Source organism: Ferrovibrio sp. (assembly GCF_019636075.1).
GTDB lineage: Bacteria > Pseudomonadota > Alphaproteobacteria > Ferrovibrionales > Ferrovibrionaceae > Ferrovibrio.
The window spans coordinates 75,165-91,292 of record NZ_JAHBYG010000011.1 but is presented as its reverse complement, the minus strand read 5'-3'; the positions used below and the strand labels follow the sequence as shown (position 1 = coordinate 91,292).

Below are 16,128 nucleotides of genomic sequence, written 5' to 3'. Positions count from 1 at the left end.
TCCACCATGGGTGCCTATGTGGGCAAGCTGGCGCTGAAGAATGGCGCGGGCGTGATGGCCGACTGGTACTATGCCGATGGTGCCAAATTTCTGCCCTCGGATGCCGACGTGAAGAAGATGCGTCCGGCCAACTGACGCAGCTTTCGTCACCCGCCGGCTCCGGCCGGCGGGTGATTGCATCGCCATTCCTCTCCCCAAAAAACGGATCAGCCCCGATGCTTGCCAATATCGTCATTCAATTTATGAACGGTCTTGCTGGCGCATCGTCGCTGTTTCTGGTGGCTGCGGGTTTGTCGATCATCTTCGGCGTCAGCCGCATTGTGAATTTCGCCCATGGCTCGCTGTATATGCTGGGTATCTACCTGGCTTACACATTCGTCGAATTTTTCGGCCGCGGCAGCATTCTTGGTTTTTGGGGTGCGGTGCTGTTTGGCGCCTTGTCGGTTGGCGTGATTGGCGCCGTGATCGAGATTGCGGTGCTGCGGCGCATCTATCGGGCGCCGGAATTGTTTCAGTTGCTGGCCACATTCGCGCTGGTGCTGATCATCAAGGATGTCGCGCTTTATATCTGGGGCGCGGAAGATCTGTTGGGGCCGCGTGCGCCGGGCTTGCGCGGTGCCGTCGAAATTCTTGGCAAACGCTTCCCGCAATATGATCTGGTGCTGATCGTGATCGGGCCTGTGGTGCTGGGCCTGCTCTGGTTGCTGCTCAATCGCACACGCTGGGGCACACTGGTGCGTGCGGCTACCCAGGATCGGGAAATGGTGGGCGCTCTGGGCGTGAACCAGGCCTGGCTTTTCACCAGCGTGTTTTTCCTGGGTGCCTTCCTGGCCGGCCTGGGCGGCGCGGTACAATTGCCGCGCGAGCCGGCGCAATTGATGCTCGATGTCACCACGATTTCCGATGCTTTCGTGATCGTGGTGGTGGGTGGCATGGGCTCGATCGGCGGCGCCTTCGTGGCGGCCTTGCTGATTGCGCAGATCAAGGCCTTCTGTATCGGCATCGGCGATGTAACCGTTTTTGGCATCGTGTTTAGTTTCAGCAAACTGACCCTGGTGGTGGAATTCATCGTCATGGCGATCGTGCTTGTCGTGCGGCCCTGGGGGCTGCTGGGCAAGCCACAGGGCAGCCAGCGCGGAGCCTCAACGGTGGAGCCGCTGATGCTGCCGCTCAACAAGGGGTTCTGGGCGATTACGGTGGGCCTGCTTCTGGCACTCACCGCGTTGCCTCTGGTGGGCGATGACTTTTTGCTGGTGCTGTTCATTGATATCGCGATCTTCGCTGTGTTCGCTGCCGCGCTGCACTTCCTGATGGGCCCAGCCGGCATGGTCAGCTTCGGCCACGCCGCTTATTTCGGCTTGGGCTGCTATGGTGCGGCCTTGCTGTTCCTGAAGTTGAAATGGCCGATGGAGCTGGCACTGATCGGTTCGCCGATCGTGGCCGGGATCGGGGCCTTGGTATTCGGCTGGTTCTGCGTGCGGCTTTCGGGTGTGTATCTTGCCATGCTCACCCTGGCTTTCGCGCAGATTGCCTGGTCGGTGGTATTTCAATGGGATGCCTTCACCGGCGGCTCCAATGGGCTGATCGGTATCTGGCCCAGCGCCTGGGCGAAGGACAAGACCATATTCTATCTGTTGGCCATGGCGATCTGCGCCGGCTGCGTGATCCTGCTCTGGCGTGTGGTGCATGCGCCGTTTGGCTATGTGCTGCGAGCGGGCCGTGATTCGCCTCTGCGTGTCGATGCCATCGGCATCGATCTCCGGCGCTTCCAATGGTACGGCTTCGCGCTTGCCGGCGCGGTCACGGGGCTGGCCGGCGGACTGTATACCTTCTCGAAGGGCAGCATATCGCCGGAAACGCTGGCGATTCCGCGTTCTGTGGATGGCCTGGTGATGGTGTTGCTGGGCGGCGTGCAAACATTGACCGGCCCGGTTGTGGGTGCGGCGCTATTTACCTGGCTGCAAGATGAGATTGCCCGCAATACCGAGTATTGGCGCGCAATCCTGGGCTTCACCGTATTGGCCATCGTGCTGGCATTTCCGGCCGGCGTGGCAGGCTTTGCCAAGATTGCATGGACGAGAATGCGAGCGCGTCCGGAAGCAGGGGGGCAGGCGGCATGAGTGTGCTGACGGTTTCAGGCTTGAGCAAATCCTTCGGCGGCGTGCAGGCTGTGCAGGATGTTAGCTTCTCGGTGTCGGCCGGCGAGCTGTTGGCGCTGATCGGGCCCAATGGTGCTGGTAAGACCACTTGCTTCAATATGCTGAATGGCCAATTGCCGGCTGATGCCGGCAGCGTGAGGCTTGGCGAGCAATCGTTGGTTGGCATGGCGCCCCGCGATATCTGGCGTCTCGGCGTAGGACGCACTTTCCAGATCACTGCCACCTTCAATTCGATGACCGTGCGCGAGAATGTGCAGATGGCCTTGCTGTCGCATAATCGCGGCCTGATGCGCTTTTGGAAACCCGCCAACCTGCAATACCGCGACGAGGCGATGGCCCTGCTGGATCGCGTGGGTATGACCGATCAGGCCGAGCGCGCCTGCGGCATCCTTGCCTATGGCGATCTCAAGCGGGTGGAATTGGCCGTGGCGCTGGCAAACAACCCGCGTTTGCTGTTGATGGATGAGCCTACCGCCGGCATGGCGCCGGGCGAGCGGCTGGCGTTGATGGAACTCACCGCGAAACTGGCGCGAGCCGGCAATATAGCCGTGCTGTTCACGGAGCATGACATGGATGTGGTATTCGCCCATGCCGACCGCATTATCGTGCTCAATCGCGGCAAGCTGATTGCCGAGGGCCAGCCTGCGGCGGTGCGAGCCGATCCAGAGGTGCAGAAGGTTTATCTTGGCTCCGGTGCCGTTTTTGCGGAGGCGCATTGATGCTGAAGATATCCGGCCTCAACAGCTTTTACGGCCGCGCCCATATTCTGTTCGACCTGGCGTTGGAAGCCAATAAGGGTGAAGTGGTTGTGTTGCTGGGCCGCAATGGGGCAGGCAAATCCACCACCATGAAGTCCATCATCGGCCTGGTGCAGCCTTCAGCCGGCAGCATCGAGTTCGAGGGCAAGTCCATCGAACGCCAATCGCCTTATCGCATAGCGCGCGCAGGCCTGGGCTATGTGCCGGAAGAACGCCGGATATTCACCGATCTGACCGTGATGGAGAATCTGGAAGTGGGCCGCCAGCCATCGCGCGATGGCGCGCCGACCTGGACGCCGGAACGCCTGTTCGACTTGTTTCCTAATCTTGGCCGTATGAAAGATCGCCCGGGCGGCCGCATGTCGGGCGGCGAGCAGCAGATGCTCACCATCGCACGTACGCTGATGGGTAACCCGCGCCTGATCCTGCTGGACGAACCTTCCGAAGGCCTGGCCCCGGTTATTGTCGAGCAGATGGCCAACACGATCCGCGAATTGAAGCGGGAAGGGTTGGCGGTGCTGCTGTCTGAACAGAATCTGCACTTCTCCGAGATGGTGGCCGATCGCGCCTATATCGTGGAGAAGGGGCGCATACGTTATTCCGGCAGCATGGCCGATCTGATGCGCGACACGGAAGTGCGCGCCGCTTTCCTGCAAGTGTGAGGCTGCCATGGCGGCGAGTTGGATTGTCGGCATCGATGTTGGCGGCACGTTTACCGACCTGATCGGCATCGAACCGCAATCGGGCAAGGTGGCCTTGTCGAAAGTGCCAACCACGCTAGAGAACCAGGCCTTCGGGGTGTTGGCCGCCCTGGAAAAGGCCGGCATCGCACTCGGCGATACAGCCACCATCGTGCATGGCACCACCACGACCACCAATGCGCTGCTGGAGCGCAAGGTGGCGCGTGTGGGTTTGATCACCACCAAGGGGTTCCGCGATAGCTTGGAACTCGGTCGCCGCACGCGGCCTACGCCCTATGGCCTGACCGGAATATTCGAGCCCTTGGTGCCACGCCAATGGCGCCTGGAAGTGCCGGAACGTCTGGATGCCGAAGGCGGCGTGGTAACCCCTCTGGATGAAGCGGCGGTGCGCGAAGCTGTCCAGCAATTAAAAGCTGCCGGCTGCGAAGCCTTGGTGATTCATTTCCTGCACAGCTATATCAATCCCGCACACGAAAATCGTGCGCTGGACATTGCTACGGAACTTTGGCCCAACGGCTATATCACTGCTGGCCATAGCCTGCTTAGCGAGTATCGCGAATACGAACGCGGCACCACAGCCTGCGTGAATGCTGCGGTGCAGCCTGTGTTGCATCGTTATATCGAGCGGTTGGATGGCGAGTTGAAGAAGCGCGGGTTCGGGCGCGATCTTTTGGTGATGCAAGGCAATGGCGGCACCATCGCCGCCGGCATCGTGGCGGAAGCTGCGGTTAACACTGTGATGTCTGGCCCGGCTTCCGGTGTGATGGCGGCAGCCTACACGGCGCGCGAAGCAGGTCTGCCCAATGTAATCACCTATGATATGGGCGGCACGTCTTCCGATGTGGGGTTGATTCAGGCTGGCGTGCCGCAGGTTTCTTCCGAGCTTGAGCTTGAATATGCCATGCCGATCCATGTGCCCATGGTGGATGTGCATACCATCGGTGCGGGCGGTGGCTCGATTGCCGGTATCGATGATGCAGGCATGTTGAAAGTGGGGCCGGAGAGTGCAGGCGCCAGGCCCGGGCCGATATGCTATGGCCGTGGCGGCACCAGGCCCACCATCACCGATGCCAATCTTGCTTTGGGCCGGCTCGATCCGGCCGGTTTGCTCTCGGTGGATAATCCGGTATCGCTGCAGGACGTGCGCGATGCGATCCTTCAGCATGTGGGCAAGCCGCTGGGCCTGGATTGGCAGCAGGCGGCAGCCGCCATTCTGCGCATCGGCAACGACAAGATGGCCGGCGCCATCCGCATGGTGTCGCTCAGCCGTGGCCATGATCCGCGCGATTTCGCGCTGTTTGCATTTGGTGGCGCTGGGCCGCTGCACGCGGCGGCGCTGGCGCGTGAGTTGGGGATTCCCAAGCTGCTGCTGCCGGCGCGGCCAGGCATCACCAACGCTTTGGGATGTGTAGTGGCCGACCTGCGCCATGATTATGTGCGCACGGTGAACAAGCCGGTGGCAAGTTTACCCGATATGCTGGTGCGTGAAGTGCTGCAAGGCCAGATCGCCGAAGGACGCGACACCATTGCCCGCGATGGCGTGGCGGTGGAGGAAATCCAACTGCTGCATAATGCAGACATGCAGTTCCAGGGCCAGAGTCATCTGCTGCGCGTAAGCTTGCCGCATATCGATGTGAGCAAGGCGGAACTGCAGGCGGCTTTCGAGGCGGCCTATTGGCAGCGTTTCGGCGTTGAGCTGCCGGAGATTCGTGCGCAATTGGTGAATCTGCATACGGCGGTGATCGGTCGTCGCCCGCGCCTCACACTGGATCGGTTGCTGATGGCAAAGCCGGCCGATGATGTGAATGGGGCCAGGTTAGGCAGCCGCGATGTCTGGTTCGAGCAGGGCGGCTGGCAGGACACCCCGGTTTATGACCGCGAACGCCTTCCGCGCGGCGCGCATTTTGCGGGCCCAGCGATTTTGCAACAGCTTGATACCACGGCGGTGATAGAGCCGGGCAATGCGGTGGATGTGGATTCCTTGGGCAATCTGATTGTGACGGTGACGCCATGAGCGACCTCGATCCTGTCACCCTGGTGGTGATTCAGAATGGCTTGCAGCAGGTTTGCAACGAGATGGATCTGGCCTTTTGCCGTGCGGCCTTTTCGCCGGTCATCTCGGAGGCGCTGGATCGTTCGGATGGTATCTATCATCGGGATACCGGCGAATTGATTGCGCAAGGCGATCTCGGCTTGCCGGTTTTTGTCGGCACCATGCAGTTTTCCACCCAGGCGGTGATCGAGCGGGCGCGCGATATCAAACCCGGCGATATTTTTATCGTCAACGATCCGTATCTGGGCGGCACGCATCTGATGGATGTGAAATTCGTCAAGCCGTTTTTCTATCGTGGCAAGCTGTTTGCCTGGCTGGCCAATACCGGCCATTGGCCGGATACCGGCGGCATGGTGCCGGGCGGCTTTTCGGCCAATGCCACCGAAGTGGAACAGGAAGGCCTACGGCTGCCGCCGGTGAAGCTGTACAAACAAGGCGTGCTGGACGAGGAGATACTATCGATCATTCTCTCCAATATCCGCATTGCCGATCAGCGTATCGGGGATATCAAGGCGCAGGCGGCGGCTTTGGGCATCGGCGAAAAGCGCCTCACCGGATTGCTCGATCGTTATGGCGCGGAAACCGTGGAAGCGGCGATTGCCGAATTGAAAAGCCGGGCCAGCCAGCGCATGCGGGCGCGTATCGCCCAGATTCCCGATGGCGTCTATCGTGGCGGCGCCGTGGTCGATTCCGATGGCGTTGTGGACGAACCGTTGCGCATCGAGATGAAAATCGAAAAGCGCGGCGAGGAATTGCTGTTCGATATGGCCGGTTCCAGCCCGCCCTGCCAGGGGCCGATGAATTCGGTGCTGGCTACCACCAAATCATCGATCTATCTGGCCATGAAGCACATCTTTCCCGATGTGCCGATCAATGCCGGTACATTCGAGCCGCTCAAGATCGTCGATCCCGAGGGCACGTTCCTGTATGCGAAATATCCGCGCCCGGTTTCCGGCTGTGCGGCCGAGGTGAGCCAGCGCATTGCCGAGGCGGTGTTCAATGCCCTGGTGCCGGCGATGCCGGATAAGCTGTTTGCCGCGCCGGCCGGCACATCGGGCAATCTTGCGCTGGGCGGATATGATCCCGAACGTAAGCGTGCCTATGTGATGTACATGATTTCCGGCGGCGGCTATGGCGGTTGGCATGGCGGTGATGGCTTGAGCAACGGCTGTTCCACCATCGGGATATCCAAAACCACGCCTATCGAGGTGATGGAGCAATATTACCCCGTGCTGTTCGAGGAGTTTTCGTTGCATGAGGGATCGGGCGGTGCCGGCAAGTATCGCGGCGGTTTCGGCGTGAATTACACCATCCGGCTGCGGCGCGGCGAGGCGCGGGCTAGTATGGTGATGGATCATGGCCGCACCGGCCCGCGCGGCGCGATGGGCGGCGAGGATGGCGGCCTCAACCGGGTGACGATTGAACATGAAACCGCCGATGGGGTGGTAGGTTATACGCCGCCGCATCTCTCCAAGGACCAGGATATCGTGATCAAACCCGGCGACCGCGTGCGGGTTTCCACGCCGGGCGGGGGCGGTTTCGGCGATCCGAAACAGCGCGACAAGGCGGCCATCGCCCGCGACATCGAGCGCGGCTATTATACCCCCCAACAGATTGCCGCCCGCTTCGGCGGCTGAGCTATCTTCGGGGGTGATGTTTGCTGCTGGAATGGCTGCAACTGGTCGGCATGCGCTGCGACGCGCCGGCGCGAAAGCTGGGCTATGCCCGTGCGCAGGTGGGGCTGTGGTCGCGTGCCAAGCGCTGCCACGCTGCCTGGGCGCAGCATCATGCCAATACCCGCAGCTTTATCGAGGCCCTGCTCAAGGATCTGCCTGCGGGTGGTAATTGCTGGGTGCTGGGCGCGGGTTTGCTGGAAGACCTGCCCTTGGCGGCGCTGGCGGCAAAGTTCGATCATGTGCTGCTGGCCGATATCTGTTTCATGCGGCAGGTTTGGCATGCCGCACAGGCTGTACCGCGCTGTGAGCCGCGCCTGTTTGATGCCACCGGCGTGACGGCCGGTCTTACAGGCTGGCATCCGGGCCAGCCATTGCCGGAGCCAGCAGCAGATTTGCCCTTGGACGATACCGCGCCGTCTCTGGTGCTGTCGGTAAATCTATTGTCGCAATTGCCGCTGCTGCCGTTGGAATGGCTGGAGCGGCAGGGGGTGGGGCTATCGGAGCGGCAAGCCTATGGAAGGCGCATTCTGCAGGCGCATCTCTCGGCCTTGCGCGCATTGCCCTGCAGGGTCGGGTTGATCAGCGATCATCGCCGCATCTTCCGCAATCGGGCTGGAGAAGCGGTGGTAAGCGAAAGTGCCGTGCTGGATATCACTTTGCCGCCGGCTGAAACCGAATGGACCTGGGCGCTTGCACCGCTGGGCGAGATAGACCGGCAGACCAGTCTGGATCTGCGGGTGCTGGCCACGCGCGATCTCAGCCTTTCTGCTGGGTGAGGCTGCTGATCACGAAGCCGCGCTCAGGCGGATATTTACGCAGCAGAACCTTGCGTGCGGCTTCTTCGTTGGCGGCGAAGATGTCTTCGTAATTGATCTCGGCCCATTTGTCGTCAAGGTTGCGGTGCTTCTGGCCCATCATATGGGCGCGGCGCACTTCGGCATTGGTGATGCCGGCCTGGAATTTCTTGTCGTCGGGTGAGGGGCCGGTGATGGCCTGGCCCGCCATGCGCTCAAGTTTGGACACTTCTGCGCGTAGAACGGTATTTTCCTTGGTGAGATCGTTGATGCGTTTCTGCGCATCCTTGGTAAGCCGCTCAAGCTGGTCCAGTCGCTGCCCGCGGCGCGCAACTTCTGCTGTGCTCCACTCATAGGCCATCACCTGGCGCTTATGCGCGGAGATCACTTGCATCACAATGAAGACCGCGCCTGGGATACCGATGATCAGCGCGCCGAGAATCAGCCAGAATTCTGTCATGGCTATAATTTGCTGATTTCCGGGCTTTAGCGCAAGTGATTGATCGGGCTCGTATAAATTGAAAGGGATGGGGTGCTATCCGCGTCAGGAAGGCTGGACCGGCCATTCTCCCGCCTTGCCTGAGGTGGTTCGGCAGTCTTGACCCGGACTGCGTCCCGGAGTAGTAAGCCTGCGCCGTGGCGGGAGTAGCTCAGGTGGTTAGAGCACCAGATTGTGGCTCTGGGGGTCGCGGGTTCAAGTCCCGTCTCTCGCCCCATCTAAATTCGGATGGCCGATCAAGCCTTTAGCTTGGTCGGCCATTTCATTTTCACGGGCTGGCACAGGTCTATCCGCAAAGCAGGCCTCACCCTAAACTACGCAGCATGAGCAAGGCATTCACCAAGGAAACCGATAACGACCAGGATGACGAGGCCGAAGCCGGCCCGGCATTACCGGCGGGCACAAAGAATTACATCACGCCGGAGGGCTTGCAGCGCCTGCGCGATGAATTATCACAGCTTTGGAATGTGGAGCGCCCCAAGGTGGTGGAGATCGTGTCCTGGGCGGCCGGCAATGGCGACCGCTCCGAGAATGGCGATTATCTGTATGGCAAGCGCAGGCTGCGAGAAATCGACCGTCGGGTGCGTTTCCTGCGCAAGCGGCTGGAAATCGCCGAGCCCGTGGATCCAAATCTGCAGACCAATCGGCAGCAGGTATTCTTCGGCGCCACCGTTACGTATGTCGATGAGGCGGATACGGAGCGAACCGTTCGTATCGTGGGGGTGGACGAGGCGCGGCAGGAGCATGGCGAGATCAGCTGGATCTCCCCGGTAGCCCGTGCCTTGCTGAAGGCGCGGGTGGGCGACACCGTTGAGGTGCGCACGCCGCTGGGGCGACAAAGCCTGGAAGTGCTTAAAATTTCATATTGAACCGAGCCGTCGGCTTGCCTTGCATGCCGCCGGATTTGAGCGGATATTTGTCCGCCGCGTTTTGATTATGCGTTTGGATTGGGGGCATTGCCGGGATGGCCCGCATTTTGGTCGTGGACGACGATGAGCTTGTGCTCGCTACACTGACCATGACCCTGGAAGCACAGGGCCATAGTGTTACGGCTGTATCCTCGGCTCGCGAAGCGAATGAACGCATCGCGCCAGGCCGCTTCGATCTGGTGATCACCGACATCCTGATGCCCGATATGGATGGTTTGGAACTCATCCGCGCCATTCGTGCCCGGGATGGCAACCTGCGTATCATTGCGGTGTCGGGCGGCGGCTATCGCGGCACCCAGGATTTTCTGCATTTCGCTTCGGTATTCGGAGCCGATGCCGCCTTGCCCAAGCCCTTCAATGCCGATGCCCTGGCCCAGGCCATAAGCCGCGCGATGGCCGAGAAGCCGCCGCTTAATCCAGAGGTAGGTATATCGTAACCCGGGTGCCTTGGCCGGGGGCGGTTTCAATGCCGGCGCCGCCGCCATTGCTGCGCGCAAAACCATAAACCATGCTCAGGCCAAGGCCGGAGCCGCGCCCTACCTCCTTAGTGGAGAAATACGGCACGAAGGCATTGCGGGCGGTTTCCTGGTCCATGCCGCTGCCGGTATCGCTGGCACTGATGCAGGCATAGGTGCCGGGCGCCAGTTCCAGCGCCGGAATGCCTTTGGACAAATCCAGCCGCCGAGAGGTGAATACCAGCCGGCCGCCATCCGGCATCGCATCACGCGCATTGATCGCCAGGTTGAGCAGGGCGCTCTCCAGCAATACGCGGTCGCATTGGATGGTTTTGCCGGGCAGGCTGAGATGAAAATCCAGAACCACGGCTTCGCCTACAGCCTGACGTAACAGCGGCTCCAAGGCGCGTATGCTTTCATCGGGTGAGATCGTCTCGCGGTTCTGCTCCTGGCCACGGGCAAAAACCAGCAGGCGGCGGATCAGCGCCGCGCCCTTCCCGGTGGCTTCGCGGATCAGGTTGAGCAATGGCCTTTGCTGCGGCGTGGGATCGCGGTTCAGCAGCAGGTCGGTTGCCTGTTCCATGGCCTGCAGCAGATTGTTGAAATCATGTGCGATGCCGCCTGAAAGCCGATCCACCGCATCATGGCGGGCCAGTGCGGTAAGGCGGTTCATATGCTGGTCACGCTCCAAGGCCAGGCGAGCCAGATTGCCGGCGATTTCCAGAATCGATTTTTCGGTTTTGTCGGGTTCACGCGGGGTATCGAAATACACCGCGAAGGTGCCATAGACATGGCTGTTGGCACCGATGATCGGCACAGACCAGCAGGCATGCAGGTTGAACGACAACGCCATATCGCGGAAGGCGGCCCAGCGTGGGTCGGTGCTGATATCGGAGCAATAGATCGGTTTGCGGGTATAGGCAGCCGTGCCGCAGGAGCCGACATCCTGCCCGATCGAGAGGCCGAGCAACTGCTTCATATAAGCCTCTGGCAGCCGGCCGCTGAGATAGCTGGCCAGCTTCGTGCCGCTGCTATCCAGCCGCAGCAACGAGGCCTGGGCGTTATGGATGCTGTCTTCCGCCCATTGCATCACCTGGTAGAGCACATCCTCCAGCGGGCCGCCCTGGGCCACCCGTTCGAGCAGCGCCACCTGGCTTGTGAGCATTTTTTCGCGGTGTTTGCTGCCGGTGATATCCACACGCGTGCCGGCGATGCCGCCGTCGCTGGTCCGCGCCTCGGCTATACGCATCCAGCGATGATCGGATAATTCCTGTTCCATGCTACCGCCACCCTGGCGATGCAGGGCGACACGCTGGGCGATCACGGCTTCCTGGTTCTCGGTCGGTGGAAACACACCGCGTTCGTAACCCAGGCGCAACAGGGCCTCGAAATCCAGGCCGGGCTTCAACCGATCGGCAATGGCGCTGAGCGCTTCGGCATATTGCCGGTTCCAGATCACCAACCTGTCTTTGGCATCGAACAGCGCAAAAGCATCGTTCAGGCTTTCAATGGCATCGACCAGTTGCAACCGTGCACGATCGGCATCGGTGCGCGATTCGCGTTGCCGCAAGACGGCATAAAACAGGATTAGACTGACGATCATGCCGCTGCCAAGCGCTAGGCGCGCCATCGTCATGTCGCTGGATAGCAGTATGGTGTCGCGCAATTGGGTTTCCAACTGCCAATGCCAGCCGAGCAGTGGAAATTCCAAGCTGTTCACTGGCTGGCCTGCCCCGAATTCGGCCTGCAGCAATTGCACGCTGTTGGCGCCGCTATTTTGCGACAAGCGGAAAATCATGCGGTCTGCGGCTGGGCCTATCAGCGCGGAGATGATGCGCCTCAGATCAATTCTTGCGATGATGTAGACAATACCGTGGCTGGTTTGCGCCTGCCGCGCCATGATTGTTTCGGTGCCGGATTGAATCGTGGCCGGACGGCTGCTTTCGATGCTGCGCTGTATCGCCTGGTGCCAGAGCGGGTTGCCCTGCATACGCAACTGAGCGTCATCTGCGGTATTGATAAAGACATGCAATGCAAAGGCGCGTTGGCCGCCGGCTTGCCATTCCTCATGAGTGATCAGGCCAACATAATCCACCGCCGCTTCCTGGGCATTCCGGTGCAGATTGTTGAGGAAACGGTCCAGTTCGTCTTCCTCAACCGAAACGGAAGCCGCATAAAGCGCCCCAAGTGCAGCCAGCAGGAAATCGGCGGTCTGGGCTTTGTCCTGCAAGGCGGAAACCACCCGGCGGGCTTCTTGCCGGATTTCATCGGCAGCGAGATCCAGGGCGCGGTCGCGCAGCACGGCATGGGCCAGGAATGCAGCGGCCAGGCCGGCAGAGAGGACCAATGTGGGCAGAGCGCGGCGCAGCACGCGGCGCAGCAGGATCAATTTGCTGGCCGGTGCGGAGGCGCTCATTTTTTCTCGTCAGTCATTGTGTCGGCCGGTCATTGCGTCTCGCGTTGCCAGGTCTGCGTGCGGCCGAGCAATGGGGTGCCGATAAAGCCGCGCAACCGCAAGGCCTGGCCGTTATCGGCTAGGTTGGCCTTGGCGTTATAGATCTTGCCGTTCTTCGGATCGAGAATCGAACCGCCGGCCCAGGCATCCTTGCCGTCCGGCTTCAGGCCCCAGAGGAAAGTCATCCCGATGATGGGCTGATTCTTGCGTTCGCCGTCGCAGGCCTCGCAAACCGGATCGGGTTTCTCGTCGGGACGCAGGAATATTTGCAGGATACGCCCCTGCAACTCGCCATCCACCAGGCGGATTTCCACGATGGAGCGCTCGCCGCCGGTTTCGTCGTCGATCGTGCGCCATTTGCCGGCGATAGGAGATTGCGCCAGCAGGGCATTGGGCAGGCAGGCCGCCAGCAACGGCAACAGCAGGGCAAGGGTGCGACAGGGGGCCATCAGGCGGCCTTCTTGCGGGTTCAAGGATCCGGGTAACGGAATGGTACAAGTGTAGCAAATGTGATCGCGCAAGTCCCTGCCGATTTGCCGCTGGCCAGTATATACTGCCGGCTCGATACCGTGTTCGTGCCGCAGCCCAGTGCTCAGGAGCCCAAGCCATGACCGAACAGACCATTGGCTCGAAATTCCGTCTCGGCGTATCGGCTTCGCCGGATTGGCGGATTGCCGTGGATGGCTGCCTGCTGCAATTGCTGCCTTTGCAACCCGGCGCCAATGTCGGCTTCGTTTATGTAACAGAGGCGTTGTCGCGCCACATGCCGGCCATCATGCGCCGGTTGGCCGAAGCCACTGGCTTGCCGCATCTGGTGGCGGCGATCAGCCATTCCATCATCGGCGGCGCACGTGAGTATGTGGACGAGCCCGCGGTGGCCTGCATGGTGGGTGCGGTGCCTGCCGATAGCGCCATGCTGTTCGACCGGCCCAACAAGATTCCCGCCGGCGGCTGGTTTGGCATCGTGCACGCCGATCCGCATGTCACGGCGCTGGACGAATTGCTGATGGATATGGGCGAGCTTTCCGGCGCCTATCTGGTGGGTGGTTTGGTGGCGGCGCGTGAGGCGCGGGCGCAATGGGCCAGCGGCCTGGTGGAGGGCGGCGTTTCCGGCATTCTGTTCACCCAGGGGCAGCCGATCGTGACCGGCCTCAGCCAGGGCTGCAGTCAGGTCGGCCCGGTGCATACTGTTACTTCCGCCGATAACAACATGGTGCTGGAGCTCGATGGCATGCCGGCCTATGCCGCCCTGCAGGATGCTTTCGATGTGAAAACCCTGCGCGATCTGCGCCGGGCCGGCGGCGGCATGATGGTGGCGCTGCCGGTGGGGGGCTCCGACCGCCCGGATTATCTGGTGCGCAATATCATGGGCGTGGATCCCCAGGCTGGCGCTCTGGCCGTGGGCGCGCTGATGGAAGAAGGCGATCAGTTGTTCTTCTGCAGGCGCGATTCCGAAAGTGCGGGGCGCGACATGGATCGCATGTTGGCCGATCTGCGCCGCCGTTGTGGCGATGCCACACCGCGCGGCGGCATATATTTCTCCTGCATGGCGCGCAGCCAGGACCAGTTCGTGCAGAATCCCGGCGAGCTGGATCGTATCCAGGCGGCTTTCCCTGGCCTGCCGCTGATCGGCATGTATTGCGGTGGCGAGATCGCCGCCGCCCGCATGTATGGCTATACCGGCGTGTTGTCGCTGTTTCTGTAATCAGCCAGAGCGCCTTAATCGGCCAGAACGATCCGCCCCACCACCTTGCCGGCTTTGAGGTCTGACAAGGCGGAATTCACCGCATCCAGCGGGCGGATTTCGATTGGCAGGGCGGGCAGGTGCTGGGCCTGGGCCAGCATAAGCAATTCCCGCAATTCCTGCAGGCTGCCCACGTAAGAGCCGGAAATCTGCACCCCCTTCATCACCAACAGCGGCAGGGAGATCGTCACCTGGCCGCCCAGCAGACCCACGCTGACCAGATGGCCGGTTTTGCGCAGGGCGTTATAGGCAAATTCAAAGCTTTGCGGCGAGCCGGCGAAATCCACGGCTGCAGCCACACCGCCGGTGGCTTTCACCAAGGCCTTGCCGGCGCCTTCGGCACGTGGGTCGATGGCCTCGCGGGCGCCCATCTTCAAGGCCGCTTCCCGCTTCACCGGATCGATATCGGCTACGATGGGGGCTGCGCCGGTCACGGCCTTGGCCATGGCGATGCCGTTCAAGCCCACGCCGCCTGCGCCCACGATCAGCAGGCTTTGGCCCTCATGCAGTTTGCCGATCTTCTTCAGCGCCGAATAGGCGGTGAGGCCGGAGCAGGCATAAGTGCTGGCCAGTTCGGCCGACAGGCTGCCGAAATCCAGCAGGCAATCGGTGCGGGGCACGATCACATGACTGGCATAGCCGCCATGGCTGAAAATACCGATGGCAGGCGACTTCCCGGCGCATAAATGCTCCGCACCATCGCGGCAGACCGGGCAGACACCGCAGCCGATCCAGGGGAAGACCAGCCGCCGCTGGCCGATTGCAACATTTCTGGCATCGGGGCCAACCGCCACCACGGTGCCGACGATTTCGTGCCCCATGGTCAGAGGCAAAAGGGCGCCATTATTGGCGGCAACGATCTTCTTGCCGCCACCCAGATCCCAATAGCCATCCCAGATATGCAGGTCGGAATGGCAAACGCCGCAGCGTTCCATCTTCAGCAGCACTTCGCCACCCTGCGGCTGCGGCAGGCTTTCCTCAGACAGAACCAAGGGTTTGGTGAATTCGGCGACCCGGTAGCTGCGCAGCACGATGATTTCCTCCATTTTGCCTATCGTAACGGCAAGCATTCGATGGCTGTAATAGGCTTGGCAAGACGCTAGACTATGTCGGACGGGAGGGTCAATCATGCTGGAAATGTTTCGTCTCGATGGCCGTACGGCCTTGGTTACCGGTGCTTCGCGCGGCTTCGGATTTGAGATCGCGCGGCTGTTTGCCGCGGCTGGCGCGCGCGTTGTGTTGAACGGCCGCCATGCCGATACGCTGCAGGTTGCTGCGGAAACTTTGCAAAAGGCCGGCGGCGATGTGCATATCCTGGCCTTCGATGTTACCGATGCGCAAGCGGCGGGCGATGCGGTGGCTGCTATCGAAGCAGATTTCGGCGGCCTGGACATCCTGATCAACAATGCCGGCATCAATATCCGTAAGCCGTTGGCGGATTATGCCCTGGCGGATTGGCAGCAGGTGATCAATACCAATCTTACATCGGCTTTCGTGCTGTCGCGTGCCGCCGGCTTATGCATGGCCGAGCGTGGCTGGGGGCGTATCGTCAATATCGGCTCGGTGCTTTCGATCCTTGGGCGCGCGACTATCCCGGCCTATACGGCAGCCAAGCATGGCATTGCCGGCCTTACCAAGGCGCTTGCCGCCGAGTTGGGCCCGCATGGCGTGACCAGCAATGCTATCGCGCCCGGCTATTTCGAAACCGAAATCAATGCCGAATTGATGAAGAAGCCGGAATTCGTCGCCTTCGTGAATGACCGCACGCCGCTGCGCCGTTGGGGCAAGCCGGCCGAGCTGGCCGGTGCGGCGCTGTTCCTGGCCTCGCCGGCCGGTGCTTATGTGAATGGCCATCTTCTGGCCGTCGATGGCGGCATGACCACCACCTTGATGGGATAACCACGT

General features: G+C 61.2%; 14 protein-coding genes and 1 tRNA gene. 11 read left to right on the top strand and 4 right to left on the bottom strand.

Translation table 11 applies throughout. The features are described from left to right. Positions 1 to 242 precede the first annotated feature (242 nt). From KF827_RS07195 to KF827_RS07170, 6 genes are read left to right on the top strand one after another with little or no spacing between them, the layout of a single operon-like run. Positions 243 to 2,120 (top strand): ABC transporter permease, encoded by a 1,878-nt coding sequence (locus tag KF827_RS07195; RefSeq protein ID WP_291002596.1) that lies wholly within the window; start codon positions 243 to 245, stop codon positions 2,118 to 2,120. Beyond that, positions 2,117 to 2,878, top strand: a complete 762-nt coding sequence (locus tag KF827_RS07190) for an ABC transporter ATP-binding protein (protein ID WP_291002593.1) — start codon at positions 2,117 to 2,119, stop codon at positions 2,876 to 2,878. The genes KF827_RS07195 and KF827_RS07190 overlap by 4 nt, the downstream gene beginning before the upstream one ends. Then, positions 2,878 to 3,579, top strand: coding sequence for an ABC transporter ATP-binding protein (locus KF827_RS07185; RefSeq protein WP_291002590.1), 702 nt, complete (start codon positions 2,878 to 2,880; stop codon positions 3,577 to 3,579). The genes KF827_RS07190 and KF827_RS07185 overlap by 1 nt, the downstream gene beginning before the upstream one ends. 7 nt (positions 3,580 to 3,586) lie before the next feature. Continuing rightward, positions 3,587 to 5,632, top strand: coding sequence for a hydantoinase/oxoprolinase family protein (locus KF827_RS07180; protein WP_291002587.1), 2,046 nt, complete (start codon positions 3,587 to 3,589; stop codon positions 5,630 to 5,632). Then, complete coding sequence (locus KF827_RS07175; RefSeq protein WP_291002584.1) at positions 5,629 to 7,308, top strand: hydantoinase B/oxoprolinase family protein; 1,680 nt, start codon at positions 5,629 to 5,631, stop codon at positions 7,306 to 7,308. The genes KF827_RS07180 and KF827_RS07175 overlap by 4 nt, the downstream gene beginning before the upstream one ends. A gap of 20 nt (positions 7,309 to 7,328) precedes the next feature. Beyond that, positions 7,329 to 8,123: a hypothetical protein gene (locus KF827_RS07170; protein WP_291002581.1), complete on the top strand. Its 795-nt coding sequence runs from the start codon at positions 7,329 to 7,331 to the stop codon at positions 8,121 to 8,123. On the opposite strand, the gene KF827_RS07165 is transcribed toward KF827_RS07170, so the two are convergent. After that, positions 8,104 to 8,601 (bottom strand): hypothetical protein, encoded by a 498-nt coding sequence (locus KF827_RS07165; protein WP_291002578.1) that lies wholly within the window; start codon positions 8,599 to 8,601, stop codon positions 8,104 to 8,106. The genes KF827_RS07170 and KF827_RS07165 overlap by 20 nt on opposite strands. A gap of 179 nt (positions 8,602 to 8,780) precedes the next feature. Here KF827_RS07165 and KF827_RS07160 point away from each other — a divergent pair. The 3 genes from KF827_RS07160 to KF827_RS07150 all read left to right on the top strand — a co-directional run bounded on the left by KF827_RS07160 (position 8,781) and on the right by KF827_RS07150 (position 10,006). After that, positions 8,781 to 8,857 (top strand) — tRNA-His (locus KF827_RS07160). 106 nt (positions 8,858 to 8,963) lie between these two features. After that, positions 8,964 to 9,509: a transcription elongation factor GreB gene (greB, locus tag KF827_RS07155; protein ID WP_291002575.1), complete on the top strand. Its 546-nt coding sequence runs from the start codon at positions 8,964 to 8,966 to the stop codon at positions 9,507 to 9,509. A gap of 95 nt (positions 9,510 to 9,604) precedes the next feature. Then, a complete protein-coding gene (locus KF827_RS07150; RefSeq protein ID WP_291002572.1) occupies positions 9,605 to 10,006 on the top strand; it encodes a response regulator in 402 nt (133 codons plus the stop codon). On the opposite strand, the gene KF827_RS07145 is transcribed toward KF827_RS07150, so the two are convergent. Together KF827_RS07145 and KF827_RS07140 are read right to left on the bottom strand one after the other, a co-directional pair. Further along, complete coding sequence (locus tag KF827_RS07145; RefSeq protein ID WP_291002569.1) at positions 9,981 to 12,440, bottom strand: PAS-domain containing protein; 2,460 nt, start codon at positions 12,438 to 12,440, stop codon at positions 9,981 to 9,983. The two genes, KF827_RS07150 and KF827_RS07145, sit on opposite strands and share 26 nt — an antisense overlap. Positions 12,441 to 12,469: 29 nt before the next feature. After that, the gene (locus tag KF827_RS07140; protein ID WP_291002566.1) at positions 12,470 to 12,928 is read right to left on the bottom strand and encodes a DUF2147 domain-containing protein; all 459 of its coding nucleotides are present in this window, start codon (positions 12,926 to 12,928) and stop codon (positions 12,470 to 12,472) included. A gap of 158 nt (positions 12,929 to 13,086) precedes the next feature. Here KF827_RS07140 and KF827_RS07135 point away from each other — a divergent pair, with 158 nt between their 5' ends. Beyond that, a complete protein-coding gene (locus KF827_RS07135) occupies positions 13,087 to 14,184 on the top strand; it encodes an FIST N-terminal domain-containing protein (protein ID WP_291002563.1) in 1,098 nt (365 codons plus the stop codon). A gap of 14 nt (positions 14,185 to 14,198) precedes the next feature. Here the strand turns inward: KF827_RS07135 and KF827_RS07130 are convergent, their stop codons facing one another. After that, entirely contained in the window at positions 14,199 to 15,269 is a 1,071-nt protein-coding gene (locus KF827_RS07130) for an alcohol dehydrogenase (protein WP_291002560.1), read from the bottom strand. An 82-nt stretch (positions 15,270 to 15,351) separates the two neighbouring features. Here KF827_RS07130 and KF827_RS07125 point away from each other — a divergent pair, with 82 nt between their 5' ends. Beyond that, the gene (locus KF827_RS07125) at positions 15,352 to 16,122 is read left to right on the top strand and encodes an SDR family oxidoreductase (protein ID WP_291002557.1); all 771 of its coding nucleotides are present in this window, start codon (positions 15,352 to 15,354) and stop codon (positions 16,120 to 16,122) included. Positions 16,123 to 16,128: the final 6 nt, after the last annotated feature.